Source organism: Sphaerimonospora mesophila (assembly GCF_001417795.1).
Classification (GTDB): Bacteria; Actinomycetota; Actinomycetes; order Streptosporangiales; family Streptosporangiaceae; genus Sphaerimonospora; species Sphaerimonospora mesophila.
The window spans coordinates 163,458-184,488 of sequence record NZ_BCBX01000034.1 but is presented as its reverse complement, the minus strand read 5'-3'; the positions used below and the strand labels follow the sequence as shown (position 1 = coordinate 184,488).

Sequence of the window (21,031 nt, the reverse complement as noted above, 5' to 3'; positions counted from 1 at the left end):
CCGCGTGGGAGCCGCGGCCCCGGCCGCCGACGGTTCAAGCGGTGGGCACGCCCACCACGGTCTTGATCTCCAGAAACTCCTCGATGCCGTAGCGCCCGCACTCGCGGCCGACGCCCGACCGTTTGTAGCCGCCGAAGGGCGCGGCGACGTTGAGTCCCGCCCCGTTGACGCTCACCATCCCGGTGCGCAGGCGGCGGGCCACCGCGAGCGCCCTGGCCGGGTCGGCCGACCACACGCCGCCCGACAGCCCGTAGTCGGAGTCGTTGGCGATGGCGACCGCCTCGTCCTCCGTGCCGTAGCTCATGATCGAAAGGACCGGGCCGAAGATCTCCTCGCGTGCGATGGTCATCTCCGGCCGCACGTCCGAGAAGATCGTCGGGGAGACGTAGGCGCCCGGCCCCGCCGGCTCCGCGCTCTCCGCGCCGCCCGCGATGAGCCGGGCGCCCTCGGCGATGCCGGCGCGAATGTGGTCCTGGACGATCCGCTGCTGCCGCCGCGACGCCTGCGGGCCGAGCCTGGTGGCCGGATCGGACGGCGGGCCGGGCACCCATCCCGTCGCCGCCTCGGCCGCGAGCCGTTCGACCTCCTCGAGCAGGTGCGCGGGGACGAGCAGCCGGGTCAGCGCGGCGCAGATCTGCCCCGCGTTCGCGAAGCACCCGCCGACCGCCTGCGGGACGACGGACGCGAGGTCGGCGTCGTCGAGCACGATTCCGGCCGACTTCCCGCCGAGCTCCAGCGTGACCTTCTTGATCGTGGGCGCGGCCAGCTCGGCCACCCGTGCTCCCGCCCGTACGGATCCGGTCAGCGTGACCACGTCCACCAGGGGATGCGCGACGAGCGCCTCCCCGGTGACCGGTCCGTCGCCCGGCACCAGGTTGAACACGCCGGCGGGCGCTCCGGCCGCCTGCACGATCTCGGCGAAGACGTAGGCGTCCAGCGGGGTCAGCTCGCTCGGCTTCAGCACGACCGTGCACCCGGCCACCAGGGCCGCGCCCACCTTGAGCGCGATCTGGTGCAGCGGGAAGTTCCACGGGGTGATCGCGGCGACCACGCCGGCGGGCTCGCGTACGACCAGGGCGCCGCCGACGACCTCCTCGGCCGTGTGGTCGCGCCCGGCCTTGACGATCTCGTCGAGGTCGGCCAGCGCGACGCCGAGCTGCGCCTGCCTCGCGAAGGTGATGGGCGTTCCCATCTGGAGCGTGAGCAGCGCCGCCAGTTCCTCGCGCCGCTCCTCGACCCCGGCTCTGATCCGCTCGACCAGGGCGACCCGCTCCCCCATCGGAACCTGGGACCAGCTCGGGAAGGCCGCCGCCGCGGCCCGGACCGCCGCGTCGACGTCGGCGGCCGAGGCCACCGGGACGCGCCCCACCACCCGGTCGGTCGCCGGGTCGACCACGTCGAGCGTGCCGGAGCCGTCCCCGCGCGGGGCGGTCCACTCCCCGCCGATCAGCAGACGGTCACGTGTGATCATGACGCCTCCAGCGGCGCGGGGCGCGGGACGCCCTCGTGGATCAGGTGCCAGGGGCCGGGGAACTCGCCGACGGGGGCCTCGACGAGCACCGGCTCACCTGCGTCGAGCGCCTCCTTCAGCACCGTCTCCAGCTCCTCGGGGCCGGTCGCCCGGGCGGCGGCGATGCCGAAGGCGTCGGCGAGCCTGGCGTAGTCGGGGTTGACCAGGTCGCTGGCGAAGTAGCGGGCGCCGAAGCGGTTCTTCTGGATCCGCCGCACGTTGCCGAAGAATCCGTCGTTGAAGACCACGGTCACCGTGGCCAGGCCGTACTTCTTCGCGGTGGACAGCTCCTGCAGCGTCCAGGAGAAGCCGCCGTCACCGGTGATCGAGACCACCGGCCGGTCCGGGTCGGCCGCCTTCACGCCGAGGGCGGTGGCGAAGCCGTACCCCAGCGTGCCCTGGTAGCCGGGGGTGAGGTAGGTGCGCGGCCGGTAGACCGGGAAGCACGCGTTGGCGGCGTAGCCGACCTGGGTCAGCTCGCTGACCAGCACCCCGTCCTCGGGGAGCGCGGCGCGGATCGCCCGCAGGTAGGCGCGCTGCGGCGCGATGTCGGCGTACTGCTCCTCCAGCCAGTCCCGCACGGCGGCGAACTCGGCCGTGCGGGACTCGCGGTCGAGGCCGCGCAGTTCCTCGGTCAGGGCGGCCAGGGCCAGCCGGGCGTCGCCGTGCACGGCGAGCTCGGGGGTGCGGGGCTCGCCGAGGTCGGCGGCCTCCGCGTTGATCAGGACCAGGCGGGCGCCCGCCGTGTCGACCTGCGAGCTGAAGGCCGTCACGAACCGGGTGCCGATCGCGAGCACGACGTCGGCGTTCTCCCGCAGCCGGCGGAACGCCAGCGCGTCGAACGCGAGCGGGTGCCTGGCGGAGATCGCGCCGCGGCCGTTCTCGCTCACCACCACCGGCGCGTGCAGGATCTCGGCCAGCTCGCGCAGCTCCGCCGAGGCGTCCGCGGCGATCACGCCACCGCCGGCGTAGATCACCGGCCGCCGCGAGCCGCGCAGCAGTTCTGCCACGGAGTCGATCAGCTTCTGGTCCGGTACGGCGGGCGCGGGCGGGGCGGCGTCGGGGATCTCGACGTCGGCGGTCGCGGCGAGCACGTCCGGCGGGATCTCCAGGCCGACCGGGCGGGGCCGGCCGGAGCGCATCTCGGCGAAGGCGCGGTGGACCAGGCCGGGAATCTCCTCGGGGCGGGAGGCCAGGGCGCTCCACTTGGTGAGCGAGCGCAGGATGCCGCTCTGGTCGGGGATCTCGTGCAGCGCGCCGAGCCCCCTGCCGATGGCCCCCGAGTCGATCTGCCCGCAGATGTAGAGCAGCGGAGAGGAACAGGCGTACGCGGTGGCGAGCCCGGCCAGGCCGTTCAGCATGCCCGGTCCCGGCACCGTCATCGAGACGCCGGGCCGTCCCGTGGAGCGGGCGTAGCCGTCGGCCATGTAGGAGGCGGCCTGCTCGTTGCGCACGCAGGTGAACGCGATGTGGTCGCTCGCGTGGTAGAGCGCGTCCGCCGCGTGGTCGAGCTGCACGCCCGGGATGCCGAATACCTGGCTGACGCCGTTGGCGGCCAGCGAACGGGCGAGAGCCTCGCCGCCCGTCATGTTCATGTATCTCCTTAGGGAAGCTCATCGGCGGGGGACCGGGTGGGACGCACGGGGGCGGGAGACGCGGAGGAAGATCGTGTCCCTGGCGGCACGCTCGGCCTCGGTGAGCACCGACTGAGATGCTCCACCCCACCCTGACTTCATAAACCATATATATGGTTATGGCAGTAGAGGGAGAGTGTCAACCATTTGTATGGTTCCTATGGATCGAGGACGCGTGGAAGAGACTCCGCCACCGCGGCGAACGATCTACAGTTGACGGGTCGCCGTCGAGGGAGAAGCCGGAATGTACGACGCAGACGCGGTCACCCAGGTGACCTTCGACCGCAGCGACGCGCGGTCGTCGATCGCAGAGACGCTGGTCGAGCGCCTCGAGAACGCGATTCGCCGCAACCGCCTCGCGCCGGGCCACCGCCTGGGCACCAAGGACGAGCTCCGCCAGCAGTTCGGAGTGGCTCCCGCGACGCTGGCCGAGGCGATCCGCGTGCTGCGGCTGCGCGGCGTGCTGGACGTACGCCCCGGGCCGGGCGGCGGCATCTTCGTCGCCGAGCAGTCGCCACTGGTACGGCTCGGCCACGACATGCTCCAGCTCGGCGCCGACGGCGCGTCGGTGAAGCACTGCCTGGCCGTCCTGGACGTGCTCGACCAGGAGGTGGCGCTCGACGCGGCGGCCCACCGCACCGAGCAGGACATCGACGAGCTGGTCGAGATGGTCGAACAGCTGCGCCGGTCCTGGCCGGACGCCGCCGAGGCCCAGCGCCGCAACTGGGACCTGCACCGCAGGCTCGCCATGATCTCCCCCAACATCCTGTTGCGGACCATGTACACCCGGCTGGTCGACTACATCAGCAGAGAGCTGTCCTCGGCCATCTCCGCCGAGGACTTCCGCAAGGGCTCGGCCGACCGGCTCCAGGTGCACGTCGATCTGGTCGAGGCGGTCATCCGCGGCGACCAGCGCGGCGCCGAGGCCATGGCCCTGCGCCACCGCGGGCTGACGCGCGACGACCGCTGATCTCGGCGACCCCCGGAGGGGCCGGCGCCCGCGGGCGCCGGCCCCTCCGTCGTCTTGCGAATCAAGGGAAACCATTATATAGATTCATGTGATTTCTTCTGTCCTAGGGAGTGAGATGACCGTCAAGCACCGTGCCGCCATCGACGCGTTGGTCGCCTACAAGCCGGGCCGGGCTCCCGCGGCCGGCCGTTCCCAGGTCAAGCTCTCGTCCAACGAGATGCCGTTCGGGCCGCTGCCGGCCGTGCTGGAGGCGATCTCACGGGCCGCCGCCACCCTGAACCGCTACCCCGACTTCCACCGGGTGGAGCTGACCGAGGCACTGGCGAAGCGGCACGGTGTGGATCCCTCGCAGGTGGTCGTGGACAACGGCTCGGGCGCGCTGCTGCAGGTCCTGGCCTCGGTCCTCGCCGGTCCCGGCGACGAGATCCTCTACGCGTGGCGGGCCTTCGAGAGCTACCCGATCGTGACCGCCGTCTCGGGGGCGACCGCGGTCACCGTCCCGCTGGACGACCGGTACACCCACGACACGGCGGCGATGGCGGCCGCGGTGACCGACCGGACCCGGATGGTCATCGTGTGCAACCCGAACAACCCGACCGGCACCGTGGTGTCCCGCGCCGAGCTCGACCGGCTGCTCGACGCGCTGCCCGACGACGTGCTGCTCGTGCTGGACGAGGCCTACCGCGACTTCGTCACCGACCCGCACTCGCCGTCCGGCGTCGACCTCGTCGCCGAGCGGCCCAACATCGCCGTGCTGCGCACGTTCTCCAAGGCGTACGGCCTGGCCGGACTGCGGGTGGGCTACTGCGTGACCCGGCCGGAGACGGCCGAGATGGTCAGGAAGGCGATCGTCGGATTCTCGGTCTCCACCCTGGCCCAGGCCGGCGCCCTCGCCGCGCTGGCCCCCGAGGCCGCCGCCGAGATCGAACGGCGCATCGCGCTCGTCGTCGGGGAGCGGACCCGGGTGACCGACGAGCTGATCCGCCTGGGCGTGCCCGTCGTGCCCGGCCAGGCCAACTTCGTGTTCATGCCGATCCCCGACGGCCCCGCCAAGGCCGCCGCTTTCGAGGAGCGCGGGGTGATCCTGCGGGCGTACGGCACGGACGGGCTGCGGGTCACCATCGGCGCTGCCGAGGAGAACGACCGCTTCCTCACCCTCGCCGCAGAGCTGCTGCGGCGGTCCTGACCCGTGGGCGCCGGCGCGGCGGACCGACGCGCGCCGGCGCCCACGTTTCAATCCCGGACCGCCCGATCCCTGGCCGCGACGTGCCGCAGCGCCAGCGCGGCGAGCGCCGCGGCCTGGTCGGCGAGCACGCCGTCGTCGAAGACCGCCCGAGGCGAGTGGTTCATCTCGGCCTGCGCCGGGTCGAGGTGAGCGGGTGTCGCCCCCAGGAACACGAAGGCTCCGGGCACCTCGTCGAGCACGAACGAGAAGTCCTCCGAGGCCATGATGGGCGACTCGAGCCGTTGCACGCGGTCGGCCCCGAAGGTCTCGGTCAGCGTGTGGAGAGCGGTCTCCGCACGCTCCGCGTCGTTGACGGTGACCGGATAGACGACCTCGAACTCCGTCTCCGCGCGGCAGCCGTGCGCCTCGGCGATACGCGTCGCGAGCGCGGGCAGGTCGGCCGCCAGGCGTTCCGCCGACGCCTTCGACATGGTGCGGACCGTCCCGGCGAGCTCGGCGCGCTCCGGGATCGCGTTCAGCACCTCACCCGCCGAGAGCTTCGCCACCGAGATGACGACCGGGTCGAACACCGAGACGCGGCGGGTGACGTACGTCTGGAGCGCGAGCACGATCTCGGCGAGCACCGGCACCGGGTCGACCGCCTCATGCGGGCGCGAGCCGTGTCCGCCCCGTCCGGCGACCCGGACGCGCAGCACGTTCGCACCGCCCATGAGCGGGCCGGGGCGCGTGGAGAACGTGCCGGGCGCACCGGGCAGGACGTGGATGCCGTACGCCGCCTCGACGCGCTGTCCGGCCGCGTCGAGAACCCCCTCCTCGATCATCAGGGGCGCTCCCCCGCCGGCCTCCTCCCCCGGCTGGAACATGAGGACGACGGAACCGTGGATCCGCGATCGCCGGGCCGCGAGCAGCCGCGCCGCGCCGACGAGGCCGGCGACGTGCAGATCGTGGCCGCAGGCGTGCATCGCGTCGTTCCGCGACGCGAACTCGAGGCCGGTCTCCTCGCGGATCGCGAGCGCGTCCATGTCGGCCCGCAGCAGCACCGAGGGGCCGGGCCGGTCCCCGCGCAGGACGGCGGTGACGGAGCTGAGGCGCTCACCCGTACGGATCTCCAGGCCGAGGGGCTCGAGCGCCTCGATGATCGCCGCCTGGGTGCGCGGCAGCTCGAAGCCCACCTCGGGTTCGCGATGCAGCCGGCGGCGGAGTGCGATGAGGTCTTCCGCCAGTCCGGCGGCGTCCTCACGCAGCGACTCGGGCGTCGACGCGCTCATCGCCCGGCCCACCGATCCGCCACGATGGGCGCGCCGTTCTCGACTCGGTAGACCTCCCGGCCGAGGATGTGGACGCGCTCGACGGTCGAGCCGAGCTCGAGCGGGTCGCCGCTCCACACCACGACGTCCCCGTCGCGGCCGGGCTCGATGGCGCCGACGCGCTCGTCGAGCCCGGCGATCCCGGCGGCGGCAGAGCTGATCGCCGCTATCGCCTCGTCCCAGGTCAGTCCGGCTCTCCGGGCGACGGCCGCCTGCAGGACGAGGGCATCGATCGGCACCACCGGGTGATCGGTGCAGATGGCGGTGCGGACGCCGGCGCGCGTCAGCGCGACGAGATTGTTCACGGAGGCCTCTCGGGTCTCGACCTTGCCCCGGGTGGTGAGCACCGGGCCGAAGATGACGGGCACGCCGCGTTCCGCCAGCTCGGCGGCGTGCCGGTGGGCCTCGGTGCCGTGGTTGAGCACGAGGCGGAGCCGGAACTCGGCGGCGATCCGCAGCGCGGTCGCGATGTCGTCGTGGCGGTGCGCGTGCTGGTCCCAGACGAGGTCGCCCGCGAGCGCGGCGGCCAGCACCTCCTTGCCGAGATCGCGGGCGAAGAACTCGCCCTTCTCCCGGGCGTCGGCCCGCCGGGCGGCGTACTCTCCGGCCTCGACGAGCGCCTTCCTGATGACGAGCGCGATGCCGAGCCGCGTGCGCGGCATCTGGCCGCGCTCCCCCCAGGCGTTCTTGGGGTTCTCGCCCAGTGCCGACTTCACCCCGACGGGATGCTTCACGACCTGCTCGTCGACGGTCCGGCCGCCCCAGGTCTTCATCGCCACGCTCGTCCCGCCGATCGGGTTGCCCGATCCGGGCTTCACGACGACGGTCGTGACCCCGCCCGCGAGCGCGTCCCGGAACGCGCGGTCCTCGATGTTGACGGCGTCGATGGCCCGCACGGCGGACATGTCGGGTGCGCTGACCTCGCTGGCGTCCGCGCCCGCCGGGCCCTCGCCGTCCTCGTGGGCGCCGATGTGGGTGTGCGTGTCGACGAACCCGGGGAGCACCCAGCGCCCGTCGGCCGCCACGATGGGGACGCCCTCGGGTACGCGCGGATCGTCGTCGACGCGCTCGATGACGCCGTTTCGCACCAGGACCGTGCCGCGGTCGATGACGCGGCCGGTGCCGGTCACCACGCGGCCGCCGACGAATGCGACCTCCGCCATGCTCACTTCCCTTCCCTGCCGTTGCCGAGCGCGGCGGCCGTCCGCCGCGCGAGTGTGCCGAGACCGGGTCGCGCGGACGCGCGCCCGGCGTCGCCGATCACGCCGTTCCCTCGCGGACGAAGTCCCTGAGGTCGGCCGACAACGCGGCCAGGCTGCGGGGATCGGTGTACATCATGTGCCCGGCCGGGTAGCGCCCCTCGCGCAGGCGCCCGGCCGGCAGTCCGTACTGCGCACGCAGATGTTCGAGCGAGCCGACGGTCGTCAGCGTGTCGAAGTGCCCGGTGCCGAAGAACAGGCGCGCGCCGGCGTTGGCGCGCAGCAGCGCCACGAGGTGGGCCGGGTAGTCGAACATCGCGAAGGGCGAGGGCAGCGCGCTGCCGCCGAACCGCGCGACGGCCGCGCCCTCGAGGTAGTTCCAGCGTTCGTGTGCGGCGACCGCGACGCGGTAGCGGTGCTCGCCCGCGATCCCCAGGTGCTCGGTGAACAGCCGCCGCGCCGCGGCGTAGAAGACGGGACCGAGTCGTACGGACGCGGCGTCGACGTGCGGCTCGCCCGCGCCGGCCGGGGCGGGCAGGGTGTAGCGGGCGTCGGTCAGCCCGAGCACGAGCCCCCGGTCGGCCAGGAGCAGCCTGCGGTACTCCTCCTTGTCGACCCGCAGCCGGCGCGCCCGGAGTTCCGCCGGGCCGAGCCCGGTGAAGCCCGCCAGCCGCTCGACGACGGGGTCGGGCATCTCGCCGGTGAGCAGCGCCGACGCGTACTCGTCCACGGCGAACGCGTGCGCCAGGCGCACCACCTCGTCCAAAGTGAGCGCGCCGTGCGCGCTCTTCCCGTGGTACCACGCGGTGGCGGCGAGCAGCGGGAGCGCGGCGACGAACCCGACCGGGTTGCCGGGACGCTGGGTGGTCTCCTGCGCGTTCACGCACTGGCCGAGCATGGCGACGCCGGAGACCGCGACCGGCTCCTCGGCGGTGAGCAGGGTCGTCGCGGTGAGCGCGGCCCGAATCGTGCCGTAGCTCTCGCCGAGCAGGTAGACGGGTGATTCGAGCCGGTTGTGGCGCTCCAGCCACGACCGGACGATCTGCGCGGTGATCACGGCGTCCCGGTCGACGCTCGAGATCGCGGCGGGTTCCACGCCGTCGGCGAGCCGGCCGAAGCCGGTGTCGATCGGGTCGATGAACACCAGGTCGCCGGTGTCGATGAGGGCGTCGGGGCTCGGCGCCAGCGTCTCCCGCGCGACCGGCGCGGCGTCGAGGTCGCCGGGAACGGCGGCGCGCCAGGGGCCGAGCCCGCCGAGGTGGAGCCAGACCGACGAACATCCCGGCCCGCCGTTGAAGAGGAAGAGCACCGGCCGCTCCGCCGTCGCCGGGTCGAGAACGTACGCGAACGTCCACGCGTCGCCGAGCGTGCACCCGGACTCGTCGGCGATCGGGACGCGCTCCGCCGCCGCGGTGAAGTCGATCGGGGCGTCGCCGATCACCGCGGAGTGCCGACTCGTGTAGTGCTGGGGCATGTGAGGGGACCTCGCGAAGCGTTCGCATAAATAGTTATAATCATTTACGATCATAGGAAACGGGAGTCACAGGTGTCAACAGTGGCCGGGACGCGGCGGCGAGGCGCGAGGACGAGCCCGCACCCCGCGAGAACCGACACCGGCGCCTTCGCGAGAACCGGCACCGACGCTAGATTATTCGTCATAATCGTATGAATTGATTGGAGCGGGATGACCGAGCTCGAAACCGCGGGCGGCGCGGAGGAACGCGTCGAGACCCGGCACGCGATCCGATTCGGCGAGCGCACGCTTGAGTACACCGCGGCGGCGGGAACCGTCCTCGTCCGCGACGACGACGGGCGCCCGAGGACGAGCATGTTCTACGTCGCCTACTCCGCTCTCCGCGAGGAAGGCGCCCCGAGGCGGCCGATCACCTTCCTCTTCAACGGCGGACCCGGCTCGGCGAGCCTGTGGCTCAACATCGGCGGGTTCGGGCCGAAGCGCACACCGACCGCGACCCCGATGGCGACCCCGCCCGCGCCGTACACCGTCGGCGACAACCCGCACAGCCTGCTCGATCACAGCGATCTCGTCTTCCTCGACGCCCCCGGGACCGGATATTCGCGCCTGCTCGGCGACACGCCGGCCGCCGAGGTCTGGGGGGTCGACCAGGACGTCGACGCGTTCGCCCGCGCGATCATCCGCTACCTCACGCTCACGAACAACTGGAACGCCCCCCGGTTCCTCTTCGGCGAGTCGTACGGCACGACCCGGGCCGCCGCGCTCGTGCATCGGCTGCAGAACCAGGGGCTCGACTTCAACGGCGTCGTGCTGCTCTCGACCATGCTCAACTGGGCGGAGAACCACCTCGGCCTCGACCAGGAGCACATCAACATCCTGCCCTCGTTCGCCGCGACCGCCTGGTACCACGACCGGTCGCGCATCGGCGCGACGAGCGTCGAGCAGGTGCTGGACCAGGCGCGCGAGTTCGCCCAGGGCGAGTACGCGACCGCGCTCCAGCTCGGCGACCGGCTCCCCGCCGACCGCGAGCAGGCGGTCGCCGAACGGTTCGCCGCGTTCACCGGCCTCGACGTCGACCTCGTGCGCCGGCGCCGGTTCCGCATCGGCATGGAGCCGTTCCGCTACGCCCTCCTCGCCGACGAGGGCCGGGTCGTCGGCCGCTTCGACACCCGCTTCGTCGCCGATCACCAGTACGTGGTCGGCACCGGCTCGCACGATCCGGCGACCGACGACGCGGCGACCGCCGGCGTGAACAGCGCGCACCTGTCGGCGTTCCGTGAGCACCTTGTGAGCGATCTCGGCTACACGAGCGATCTGCACTACCGCCACCTGTACAACATGGTGATCTCCCGCGCCTGGGACTGGCACCACAAGGCCCCCGGCATCGACGAACCGATGCCGGTGCCCGTCGTGAGCCTCGACCTGTCCGCGGCGATGCGCCGCAACCCGAACCTCAGGGTCGCGGTGATGGGCGGCGTCTACGATCTCGCGACCCCGTTCTTCGGCGCCGAGGTCGACATCGCCAAGCTGTACCTCGCCCCGCGGCTGCGCGAGAACATCGAGTTCCGCTTCTACGAGTCGGGCCACATGACGTTCGTCGACGAGGTCGTCGTGGCCAAGATGAAGGCCGATCTCGCGGCCTTCTACGCCCGATCGACCGCCCACACCCCGGTCGCCCCCTCCTGACGGCCCGGCGCCGTCCCCGGCGATCCGGCGCACCGGGCAGACCCCGGACGCGCCGGATCGTCCGGCATGTGATCTCCGTACGGCGGTGCCTCCCGTCGCCGTCCTCACCCCGGGCCGAGGTGCCGCATCGCCAGCGACGCGAGCGCGACGGCCTGGTCGGCGAGCACGGCGTCGTCGAAGACGACGTGCGGCGAATGGTTCGGCGCGGCCGTCTCGTGATCGATGTCGCGCGGTGTCGCGCGCAGGAAGACGAAGGCCCCGGGCACCTCGCGAAGGACGTGGCTGAAATCCTCCGATCCCATGACGGGGGCGGGTGAGACGCGGACGCGGTCGGCGCCGAAGGTCTCCGACAGCGTGGCCAGCGCCTCGGCCGCCCGGGCCGGATCGTTGACCGTCGGGGGGCACAGCACCCGGACCTCCACGTCGGCCGCGCACCCGTGGGCGGCGGCGACGCCCCTGACGAGCCCGGGCAGCTCGGCCCGCAGCCGGTCGAGCGCGTCCGCCGACAGCATGCGGATCGTCGCGCCGAGCCTCGCCTCGTCGGTGATGATGTTGCGGGCGGCCCCGCCGGCCTGCAGTTGCGTCGTGCTCAGCACCACGGGGTCGAAGACGTCGAACCGGCGTGTCACGAACGTCTGCAACGCCTGGACGAGCTCGGCGGCGGCGGGCACGGGGTCGACCGTGAGGTGCGGGGCGGAGGCGTGGCCGCCCCGGCCCCGGACGACGACGTCCATCTCGGCGCACCCCGCCATGATCGGTCCGGGACGCGTCGAGAAGACGCCGAACTCGCCCGGCACCACGTGGATGCCGTAGGCCGCGACGGGGCGCGCCCCGGCCGCTTCGAGCACCCCCTCCGCGATCATACGGGCGGCGCCGTCGCCGAGCTCCTCACCGGGCTGGAACATGAACACGACGTCGCCCGCGAGCGTCTCCCGCCGCCCGTGCAGCAGCATCGCGGCGCCGACGAGCCCGGCCACGTGGAGGTCGTGCCCGCACGCGTGCATGGCGTCGCCGCGCGCCCGGTAGGGCAGGTCGGTCTCCTCGCGCATGGGCAGCGCGTCCATGTCGGCGCGCAGCAGCACGGCGGGCCCGGGACGGCCGCCCCGCAGCACCGCCACGACCGAGTCGAGCTCAGCGCCGAGCGTGATCTCGAGATCGAGGCCGGCCAGCGCGTCGACGACCCGCCGCTGCGTCCTCGGCAGCCTGAGGCCGAGCTCGGGGTCGGCGTGCAGCTCGCGGCGCAGGCGGACGAGCTCGGGCAGGATCCCGCCGGCTTCCTCGCGCATCAACGGAGCCCCTCCTCGTCGGCGAAGCGCAGCAGGTGATCGGTGCCCGCGTGCTCGATCCGCGGGATCGCCGACACCAGCGCCCGGGTGTAGGGCTGCCGCGGATTCGCCACGATCTCCTCCGAGTCGCCGTGCTCGACCACGCGCCCGCGGCTCATCACCACCGTGGTGTCGGCGATGTAGCGTACGGCGGCGAGGTTGTGGGTGATGAAGATCATCGAGAGTTCCAGCTCGCGCTGGAGGTCGCGGATGAGGTTGAGCACCGCGCCCTGGACCGAGGCGTCGAGCGCCGAGGTGATCTCGTCGGCGACGATGAGCCGCGGGCGTACGGCCAGGCACCGCGCGATGGCCACGCGCTGCCGCATCCCCCCCGATATCTGCGACGGGTACTGGCCGGCGACCGCCGGCTTGAGCCGTACGAGATCGAGCAGTTCGCGGACGGAGGCGGCCCGCCGCCTCCCGTCGAGATCACCGTGCGTGGTCAGTGCCTCCTCGATCGTCTCGCCGACCGTCATGCGCGGGTTCAGCGACGAGTAGGGGTCCTGGAAGATCATCTGTACGTCTCTGGCCCGGCGGCGACGGTCGACGCCGCGGGTCCGCAGCAGGTCGTCGCCGTCGAGCGTGATGCGCCCGGAGGTCGCCCGCTGCAGCCCGGCGACCGTGCGGGCGACGGTGGACTTGCCCGACCCCGACTCGCCGACCAGGCCCACGATGGTGCCGTGCGGCACGGTCAGGGAGACCCCGTCGACGGCGTTGAAGGCCCGGTGACGGTGACCGAAGGTCACGACCAGGTCCTCGATGACGAGCTCGGCCATCAGGCTCCCACCTCCTCACGTCCGGGCGCCGCGTCGGTCGCCATCGCGTCCTGCGGATGCCGGCAGGCGACCCGGCCGCCGTGGCGGTGCTCGGTCAGGACCGGGACCTCGGTCCGGCAGTCGTCGGTCGCGAACGCGCAGCGAGCCGCGAAGGCGCATCCGGTCACGGGACGCGACAGGTCCGGCGGCTCCCCGGGGATCGTCACCAGCGGCTTGGTCCGGTCGGTGCCGAGGTCGGGAAGCGATGCCGCGAGCGCCCTCGTGTACGGATGCGCGAGCCGCTCCGGGGTCGCCAGGAGGGCGATGTCGACGTCCTCGACGATCCGGCCGGCGTACATCACGAGGAGCCGCCCGCAGAGCTCGGCCAGGACGGCGACGTCGTGCGACACGACGATGGCGGCGGCGCCGGACTCGGCGCACTCGCGGCGCAGGAGCGCGAGCACACGCCGCTGGACGGTCACGTCGAGCGCCGTGGTGGGCTCGTCGGCGATGATGAGCGACGGCGAGCCGATCTGCGACATCGCGATGAGCGCGCGCTGGCGCATCCCGCCGGAGAACTCGTGCGGGAACTGCTGGGCGCGGCGCGCCGCATCGGGGATCCGCACGTCGTCGAGCGCTCGGACCGCCATCTCGTGCGCCTTCGCGCGGCCGGCGCCGCCGTGGACCCGGGGAATCTCGGCGAGCTGGGTGCCGACCCGCAGGGCGGGGTTGAGCGCCGTGAGAGAGTCCTGGAACACCACGCCGACGCGGGTCCCGAGCACCCTGCCCGCCTCGGCCGGCGTGCGGCCGGTCAGGTCCTCGCCGTCGAACCGGAGCCGCCGGGCGGTGACGGCCGCGCCCGCCGGGGCGAGCTGCGCGATCGACATCATGGTCACGCTCTTGCCACTGCCGGACTCGCCGACCACGCCCACGATCTCGCCGGGGAGGATGCGGAAGGAGACGTCCTGGACGGGGCGGATCCAGCCGTCCGGCCCGGGAAAGGAGACCGAGAGCCCGTCGACGTCGAGGAGCGGGGCGGTCTCGGTCTCGGCGCGCTCGGTCTCGGCCGGCGTCGGCGCCGGCCGCTCGGCGACCGGCGCCGGGCCGAGGCGGCGAGGCGGCAGCGCCCTTCCGTGCTCGCGGTTGCGCAGCTGTGCGGCGAGCGACTCACCGAGCATGCTGAACGCGAGGCCGGCGAACACGACGGCGACGCCGGGGCCGATCGCGGCCACGGGCGAGTTGTACACCTGGCCGAATCCCTCGCTGAGCAGGCGGCCCCAGTCGAAGTCCGGCGGCTGCACGCCGACGCCGAGGAAGCTCAGGCTGGACAGCGCGAGCAGGCCGCCCCCGATCGAGGTGGTCACGTTGACGATGACGGGTTCCGCGATGTTGGGCAGCACGTACCGCGTGAACTGGCGCCGCCGGGAGACGCCGAGCATGCGCGCCGCGGCGAGGTACTCCGAGCCGCCGACACGCGAGGAGAGCGTTTGGGCGAGGCGCGCGAACGACGGCGTCATCGTGAGCGCGAGGGCGACCACCGCGGTCGTGGTCCCCGGCCCGAGGAGGATCACCGTGAGCATGGCGACGAGGAGCACGGGGAACGCGAGCCACGTGCTGATGACGCTCGCGAACCAGCGCTGGGCGCGGGTGCCGAGCACCGCGGGCAGGGCCCCGAGCGCCAGGCCGATGCACCCGCCCATGAGCGTGGCCGCGACGGCCATCACCAGCGAGAGCCGCGTGGCCACGAGCGTGCGCAGGAGGATGTCGCGGCCGAGCTTGTCCGTGCCGAGCGGGTGCTCACCGGACGGGGGCAGCGCGATGGCGTCGGGGTCTGCCGCCACGGCCTCCTCTCCCCACAGGACCGGAGCGAACACGGCGAGCAGGACGAGCACCCCGAGCATGCAGACGGCGATGATCGCCATCGGCTGCCGCGGCGGTCCGGAACGGCGCTTCGGCGGTCCGGAACGGCGGTTCGTCATGAGGTCTCCAGGAGCGAGGTGCGCCGGTCGAGCAGGGAGAGCACGAGATCGATGAGCAGGTTGACGACCAGGATGATCGCGGCGTACACGAGCGCGAGGCCCTGGACGATGCCGTAGTCCTTCGTGGTGATGGCCCCGACGAAGGCCATGCCAAGCCCCGGCCAGTTGAACACCTGCTCGACGAGCACGCTGCCCGCGATCATCGCGCCGAGCAGCGTCCCGCCGATCGTGAGCGTCGCCGTGAGCATGTTCGGCAGGGCGTGCCGGAAGTAGACCATCCAGGCGGGCAGCCGCTTCGAGCGTGCCGTGCGCACGTAGTCGTCCTTGAGCGTGTTGAGCGCCTCGATCCGGGCGATGCGCGACACGGACGCGGCCGCCGAGACGGACAGGGCGATCACCGGCATCAGGTACGAAGCGGGGCCGGTGCGCCCGGCGACGGGCAGCGCGTGCAGCGTGATGGCGAAGACGATGACGAGGAGCACGCCCAGGAGGTATTCGGGGATGGCGGCGATGAACGCCGTGACCCCCGTGAAGGCGGTCTCGGCGCCGCGGCGGCGGTTGCCCTGGGTGATGACCGCGATGCCGAGGCCCACGGGGACGGCGACGAGCAGCACGACGAGGAAGGCGAGGCCGGCGAGCTCGAGCGTGGCGGGCAGCCGGTGTGAGACGAGCTCGGTGACCGAGCGGCCCGTGATGATCGAGACACCGAGATCGCCGCGGAACAGTCCCGTGAGGTAGTCGAAGTACTGCACGATGAGGGGATCGTTCAGGCCGAGCTGCTCCCGCCGGGCCTGCACCACGCTCTCGTCGGCGGTCGCGCCGAGCGCGGAACGGACGGGGTCTCCGCCGGCCATCCGCAGCACGAGGAACGCGACCGTGACGATCACCCACATGGCGACGAGCATGCGACCCGTGCGACGCAGGAGGAAGAGGAGCCACCGGTTGCCGCCGTGGCGGCGACCGGTGGCGGATGTCGAGCGCGTCATCAGGCTAGTTCGACACGCGCAGGCTGGTGGGCACCACGAGCGTGTTCGAGTTCAGGTTGAACTTGACGCCGTTGCCGTAGTTGGTCTCGGTGGACTCGTACAGCGGCAGCACCTCGAGGTTCTTGACCAGCGAGCGCTGCGCGGCCTCCCAGCTCCCGCAGCTCTCCTCGCCGGCGTGGCCCTGGGCCTCGGCGGCAAGGTCGAAGAACTCCTGGTTGGTGTTGTAGGTCCAGTTGCCGCCCTTCGGGGGGAAGTCGCCCGAGAGGATGCCCTGCCACGTGTTCGGCAGGGTCGTCGAGATGGGGGCCCAGATCAGGTCCCAGTCGCCACCCTGGAAGATCACGTCCGTGTACGACGGCGACGGCGTCGGGGTCGCCTTCACCCCGATCTCGGCGAGCTGCTGCTGGATGAGCTCGATGCCCGACACGGTCGACTTGTCGGAGTTCGCGGGGTAGAGCAGCACGAGCGACAGCGGGGTGCCGTCCTTCTCGCGGGTGCCGTCGGCGCCCTTCACCCAGCCGGCCTTGTCGAGCGCGGCCGCGGCCGCGTCCCGGTCGAAGGCCGTGAGCGCCGGGGTGATGTCGGTCGCCTTGCACACGTTGCTGTACGACGTGGTGAGGCTCTTCATCGGCGCGCCGCGACCACCCGTGCTCACCTTGCCGACCGCGTCGCGGTCGATGGCGCCGGCGAGCGCCTGGCGGACGGCGAGGTCGTTGGTCGCGCGCCCCTTGGCCTGGTTGAAGAACACCAGACCCGGGCGGGCCGGCACGTTGATGGCGTTGAGGTTGAGCGAGTCGAGACGCTCGCGGTCGTCGCCGCCGACGAGCCCGAGGTTCACCTCGCCCGACTGGAGCATGTTGGCGATCGTCGACTCGCTCTCGACGACCTGGACGGTCACGGTGGCGGGCAGGCCGGGCGTCTTGGCGGTCACGCCACCGGGGCCCCAGGCGTACTCGTCGCGGAGCTTGAGCGTGTAGCTCTGGCCGGGTGACGACTCGGCGAGCTTGTACGGGCCGGTGCCGAGCCACTCGGTGTCGAGCCGGCCGGGGTCGGTCGAGCCCGCCTGGCAGACGATCGGCATGAGGCCGATCGTGGCCAGCAGGAAGCTCTGCGGGGTCTCGCTGTGGAACGTGACGGTACGGCTCGCGTCGTCGGCGTCGATCTTGAGTCCGGTGGCCGGGAAGTACACGCCGCGGTACGGGGACCCGGTCTCCTTCCGGTCGGCGTACTCGAAGCTCGCCTTGACGTCGCTCGCGGTCAGCCGGGAGCCGTCGGCGCAGACGACGCCGTCCTTGAGGGTGAAGCTCACCTCGGTGGTCGACTCCTCCCACTTCTCGGCGAGCAGCCCCTGGGGGTCGGCACCGGCGGCGAAGGACACGAGCGACTCGTAGCCGAATGCGGCGAGGCTCTGCGCCGCCACGGTCGCGTTCTTGATGGGGTTGAGCTGGCCAGGATCGCCGGTGAGCGCGTACGTGACGCTGTCCGACGCCGCCTCGCCGTCGCCTCCTCCGGTGCAGCCGGTCAGCGCGAGCGCGCTCACACCCACGACACCGAGCAAGGTCACAATGCTTCGTTTCATGGTGGTCCTTCAACACAGACGCGCCGTGCACGCGCCCGGCCCTAAATGAATGTTATGAATTATGTGGTTACTGATGTTTCGACGGTGTAACGACCGCCGCCCTCTTTCTGGCGGGCGCCGGCCCGCTCGCGGCCGTCGGCGAGAAGATCATCACCGGCCCGTTCCTCCATCCGAATCCCCTCCCACTGGTGGCGGAACACTGTATTCGTTACAATCATTCACTGCAACCATGTGCGAGAACGCTCACGACGGGCTCGGCCGAGCGGGCGGCACGGCACAACCGAAGCGGGCGACGCGTGATCGGGTTCACAGAGACCGGCGTACAGAGACCGAATTCACCTGGAGGAGGGCATGCGGACGCTCTCATCCCGGCGCGGCCCCTCGGCCACGACCATGAACGACGACGATGAGCGGACCACCGCCGCCCTCGACGCGGCGCGGGAGCACGACCAAACCGGACGAACTGTCCACGGCGGTCGGTTATGGCTAGTTTCCGGGACATCCCGGCATGAAGCGTACCGGGCCTCGTCTCCGCCGCCGGCGGGCGGGGTGAGCACCGCGCCGGCGTGTTCTCACGACGCGGACTCCTCGGCGTACGCGGTGGCCTGGATGCCGTACAGATCGGCGTACCGCCCGTCGAGCGCCATGAGCTCGGCGTGGGTGCCCGACTCGACCAGCCTGCCCCGGTGCAGCACCAGAATCAGATCGGCGCCGGTGACCGTGGAGAAGCGGTGGGAGACGATCACGGTCACCGCCCCGGTGCGGCGGCCCAGCACCCGGGCCCTGGCCATGTGGCGCTCGAAGATGGCCTGCTCGCTGGGGGCGTCCAGGGACGCGGTCGGCTCGTCGAGCACGAACAGCAGCGGATCCTCGCGCATCGACGCCCGGGCCAGCGCGGTGCGCTGCCACTGCCCCTCCGACAGTTCCACCCCGCCCAGCTCGGTGCCGAGCTGGGTGTCGAGCCCGTCGGGCAGCGCGGCGGCGATGTCCTGCGCGTCGGCCTCCCGTACGGCCCGCTGGATGCGGCCGCGATCGGTCAGGTGCGCCAGATCGCCCAGGCCCACCGTCCGGGCGAAGGTCGTGTGGAACCGGCCGAAGTCCTGGAAGGCCGCGCTGATGCGGGCACGCCAGCCCGTCGTGGAGATCGCGTCCAGGTCGAGCCCGTCCACCAGGATCCGCCCCGAGTCCTGGCGGTAGAGTTTGGCGAGCAACTTCACCAGGGTCGTCTTGCCCGAGCCGTACTCTCCGACGACGGCCACCACGGCGCCGGCCGGGAGAGTGGCGCTGACGTCGTCGAGGGCGGGGCGCCCGGTGCCGGGGTAGGAGTAGCTCACCGACTCCAGCGCGATGTCGGTGCGCAGCGTCCTGGGCGGTGCGGTCGCGCCCTCGGCCCTGGCCCGCTGGGCGGCGACGTAGTCGCGCAGCCACAGGAAGGGCTCGATCAGGCGGCCCGCGCCGGCGGTCGAGGTGGTGCTGGTCACCGTGTTCTGCACCTCGTCGGTGGCCGGTGATCCCGCCGCCAACGGAGGTGATATCGCCCCGCCGCCGCACGCTGAAGCCGGCCTCAGCACGGGATCGCGGCGCCGAGAGGTCCGTACGCGAGTCGGGTGACGCGGAGCGGGGTGAGGTCGGCGTCGGTCATGATCGGAATCTACCGACGATACGGTCCTCTGACAACGAATCCGACTCCGGTGAATATCACGGTTTCGGCGACCTCCTTTACGTTGTAGATTTCCGAATCATTTGATCACCGGCGTCGATTCCCCAGCGGAGAGTCACGAAAGCCGCTCAATCACCACGTATGCACTTCAACCGCCGCGATCCGACCTACGCTCTCCCCTGTCCCCATCCCCTCCGTATCTGGAGTCACAGGTGAGACTCTCCTCTCGGATGCTTGCCGTTCTCGCGTCGTCCGCCGCGCTGGTCGCCCCCCTCACGATCGTGACGCCCGCCGATGCCGCCGCCCGACCGGCGAAGGTCCCCAAGGGCGCCGTATCGGTGCGGGTCAAGAAGATCGTCGACGGGGACACCATCGACGTCGTCAACAGCAGGGGCAAGACGCTGCGGGTCCGCCTGCTGGAGATCGACACTCCCGAGCGAGGCCAGTGCTGGTTCCACGCGGCCACCGCGCGCACCGCCGCACTGCTGCCGGTCGGCAAGCTCGCCTACGTCTTGAAGGACAGGGACCCCAAGGACAGGTACGGACGGCACCTGTTCTACGTGTGGAACTCGGGCGGCTCGTTCGTCAACCGCGCCCTGGTCCGGTACGGCTACGCCAAGGCGGTGCTGTACAAGCCGAACGACAGGTACATCAAGGTCATGCGTGCCGACCAGGCCAAGGCACGGGCCGCCAGGCTGCGCATCTGGTCCGGCAAGTGCGAGACCGCCGCCGGAAGCCAATCCCCCACGAAGCGGCCGGCCCCGACTCCGACCTCGACGAAGCGAGCGACCCCGAGCCCGACTCCCACCCCGGCCCCGCCCCCGTCCTCGGGAACCGACCCCAGATTCTCCACCTGCGCTGAGGCCAACCGGAACGGATACGGGCCCTACTACCGAGGCAAGGACCCCGAGTACTCCTGGTACCAGGACAGGGACGGCGACGGCATCGTCTGCGAGCGCTGACCCGCCGACCCCGAGAACCCGCCGACCCTGATCGCGAGTCGGAGTCCAACCGGACTCACGGCTCCGATGGCTCGTGGGGCGGTCAACGCCTCCGTCCTCCATGACCGCGGTTCACAGCGATCTGAGCGACGAAGGCGTTGACCGGTCCGCGTTACGTGCCGGTGGCGACGTAGGGGGCGATCCGCCGGCCGAATGTCACCGGATCGGCGCCCGTCACCACGGCGCCCAGCAGCACGGCTGCCGCACCCGCATCCCGCAGGAGAGCGAGGTCACGCGGCTCGAGTGCGTGCTGGCTCGGCACGACGACAGGGACGTCGGCCGCCGACGCCACCGCCTCCAGTCGCGCCAGGGTCGCCAGCGTCAGCGGCGTGCCGTACCGCTCGGGTTCGAGCGTGGAGAGCTCGAGCGCCTGGACCCCGCGCCGTACGAGGGCCCGGGCCTGGGACGGGCCGTCGCCCGGGCCCAGGGCCGCCATGGCCGTCACCGGTCCGCACGCCTCGACGTAGTCCGCCGGCGCGTCGGCGGCGTAGACGTCGAAGTAGTCGAAGCCCATCTTCTGTGCCGCGATCATCTCCTTGACCGGCACGGACCCCGCCGCGCCGACGACGAGGCCCGTCGGAATGCCGAGCGCGAGGATGTCGCGCAGGCGCTCGTACTCGGCGTCCAGCGATCCGAAGGACGTACCGGAGGCCCGATGCCGGACGTTCGTGTGCACCTTCAGACCGTCGGCTCCCGCCTGCCGCGCGGCCTCGGCGAGACCGGTCTCGTTACGCGGCAGGCTGACCAGGACGGCCAGGCGCGATTCGGGCAAACGCATTT

At 72.0% G+C, this 21,031-nt stretch carries 16 protein-coding genes; 4 read left to right on the top strand and 12 right to left on the bottom strand.

Going from position 1 to position 21,031, the window contains the following annotated elements:
- Positions 1-34: 34 nt before the first annotated feature.
- Positions 35-1,471, bottom strand: a complete 1,437-nt coding sequence (locus AP234_RS12945; RefSeq protein ID WP_055479871.1) for an aldehyde dehydrogenase family protein — start codon at positions 1,469-1,471, stop codon at positions 35-37.
- Positions 1,468-3,105, bottom strand: a complete 1,638-nt coding sequence (locus AP234_RS12940; protein ID WP_063842885.1) for a thiamine pyrophosphate-dependent enzyme — start codon at positions 3,103-3,105, stop codon at positions 1,468-1,470. The genes AP234_RS12945 and AP234_RS12940 overlap by 4 nt, the downstream gene beginning before the upstream one ends.
- 283 nt (positions 3,106-3,388) lie before the next feature.
- Here AP234_RS12940 and AP234_RS12935 point away from each other — a divergent pair, with 283 nt between their 5' ends.
- A complete protein-coding gene (locus AP234_RS12935) occupies positions 3,389-4,114 on the top strand; it encodes an FCD domain-containing protein (RefSeq protein ID WP_055479870.1) in 726 nt (241 codons plus the stop codon).
- 115 nt (positions 4,115-4,229) lie between these two features.
- Complete coding sequence (hisC, locus tag AP234_RS12930) at positions 4,230-5,300, top strand: histidinol-phosphate transaminase (protein WP_055479869.1); 1,071 nt, start codon at positions 4,230-4,232, stop codon at positions 5,298-5,300.
- A 47-nt stretch (positions 5,301-5,347) separates the two neighbouring features.
- Here the strand turns inward: hisC and AP234_RS12925 are convergent, their stop codons facing one another.
- The 3 genes from AP234_RS12925 to AP234_RS12915 form a co-directional block, all read right to left on the bottom strand.
- On the bottom strand, positions 5,348-6,568 hold the full coding sequence (locus tag AP234_RS12925; RefSeq protein WP_055480074.1) for a M20 metallopeptidase family protein: 1,221 nt from the start codon (positions 6,566-6,568) through the stop codon (positions 5,348-5,350).
- Positions 6,565-7,770: an amidohydrolase family protein gene (locus AP234_RS12920; protein WP_200926495.1), complete on the bottom strand. Its 1,206-nt coding sequence runs from the start codon at positions 7,768-7,770 to the stop codon at positions 6,565-6,567. Before AP234_RS12920 ends, AP234_RS12925 begins: the two co-directional genes overlap by 4 nt.
- A 97-nt stretch (positions 7,771-7,867) precedes the next feature.
- Positions 7,868-9,280 (bottom strand): S10 family serine carboxypeptidase-like protein, encoded by a 1,413-nt coding sequence (locus AP234_RS12915; RefSeq protein ID WP_055479867.1) that lies wholly within the window; start codon positions 9,278-9,280, stop codon positions 7,868-7,870.
- Positions 9,281-9,490: 210 nt separating this feature from the next.
- On the opposite strand from AP234_RS12915, the gene AP234_RS12910 reads away from it, so the two are divergent.
- The gene (locus AP234_RS12910; protein WP_055479866.1) at positions 9,491-10,966 is read left to right on the top strand and encodes a S10 family peptidase; all 1,476 of its coding nucleotides are present in this window, start codon (positions 9,491-9,493) and stop codon (positions 10,964-10,966) included.
- A gap of 104 nt (positions 10,967-11,070) precedes the next feature.
- On the opposite strand, the gene AP234_RS12905 is transcribed toward AP234_RS12910, so the two are convergent.
- The 6 genes from AP234_RS12905 to AP234_RS12880 all read right to left on the bottom strand — a co-directional run bounded on the left by AP234_RS12905 (position 11,071) and on the right by AP234_RS12880 (position 19,071).
- On the bottom strand, positions 11,071-12,252 hold the full coding sequence (locus tag AP234_RS12905) for a M20 metallopeptidase family protein (protein ID WP_055479865.1): 1,182 nt from the start codon (positions 12,250-12,252) through the stop codon (positions 11,071-11,073).
- On the bottom strand, positions 12,252-13,067 hold the full coding sequence (locus AP234_RS12900) for an ATP-binding cassette domain-containing protein (RefSeq protein WP_055479864.1): 816 nt from the start codon (positions 13,065-13,067) through the stop codon (positions 12,252-12,254). Before AP234_RS12900 ends, AP234_RS12905 begins: the two co-directional genes overlap by 1 nt.
- Positions 13,067-15,025 carry a dipeptide/oligopeptide/nickel ABC transporter permease/ATP-binding protein gene (locus tag AP234_RS12895; protein ID WP_055479863.1) on the bottom strand — a complete coding sequence of 653 codons (1,959 nt, stop codon included), beginning with the start codon at positions 15,023-15,025 and terminating at the stop codon, positions 13,067-13,069. The genes AP234_RS12900 and AP234_RS12895 overlap by 1 nt, the downstream gene beginning before the upstream one ends.
- Entirely contained in the window at positions 15,022-16,011 is a 990-nt protein-coding gene (locus tag AP234_RS12890) for an ABC transporter permease (protein WP_055479862.1), read from the bottom strand. Before AP234_RS12890 ends, AP234_RS12895 begins: the two co-directional genes overlap by 4 nt.
- A 4-nt stretch (positions 16,012-16,015) precedes the next feature.
- Complete coding sequence (locus tag AP234_RS12885) at positions 16,016-17,590, bottom strand: ABC transporter substrate-binding protein (RefSeq protein ID WP_083502052.1); 1,575 nt, start codon at positions 17,588-17,590, stop codon at positions 16,016-16,018.
- Positions 17,591-18,162: 572 nt separating this feature from the next.
- Entirely contained in the window at positions 18,163-19,071 is a 909-nt protein-coding gene (locus tag AP234_RS12880) for an ATP-binding cassette domain-containing protein (protein WP_235558148.1), read from the bottom strand.
- 409 nt (positions 19,072-19,480) lie between these two features.
- Here AP234_RS12880 and AP234_RS12875 point away from each other — a divergent pair, with 409 nt between their 5' ends.
- On the top strand, positions 19,481-20,212 hold the full coding sequence (locus tag AP234_RS12875) for a thermonuclease family protein (RefSeq protein ID WP_055479859.1): 732 nt from the start codon (positions 19,481-19,483) through the stop codon (positions 20,210-20,212).
- A 151-nt stretch (positions 20,213-20,363) separates the two neighbouring features.
- Here AP234_RS12875 and AP234_RS12870 read toward each other — a convergent pair whose 3' ends face one another.
- On the bottom strand, positions 20,364-21,029 hold the full coding sequence (locus AP234_RS12870; RefSeq protein WP_055479858.1) for a hypothetical protein: 666 nt from the start codon (positions 21,027-21,029) through the stop codon (positions 20,364-20,366).
- Positions 21,030-21,031 lie beyond the last annotated feature (2 nt).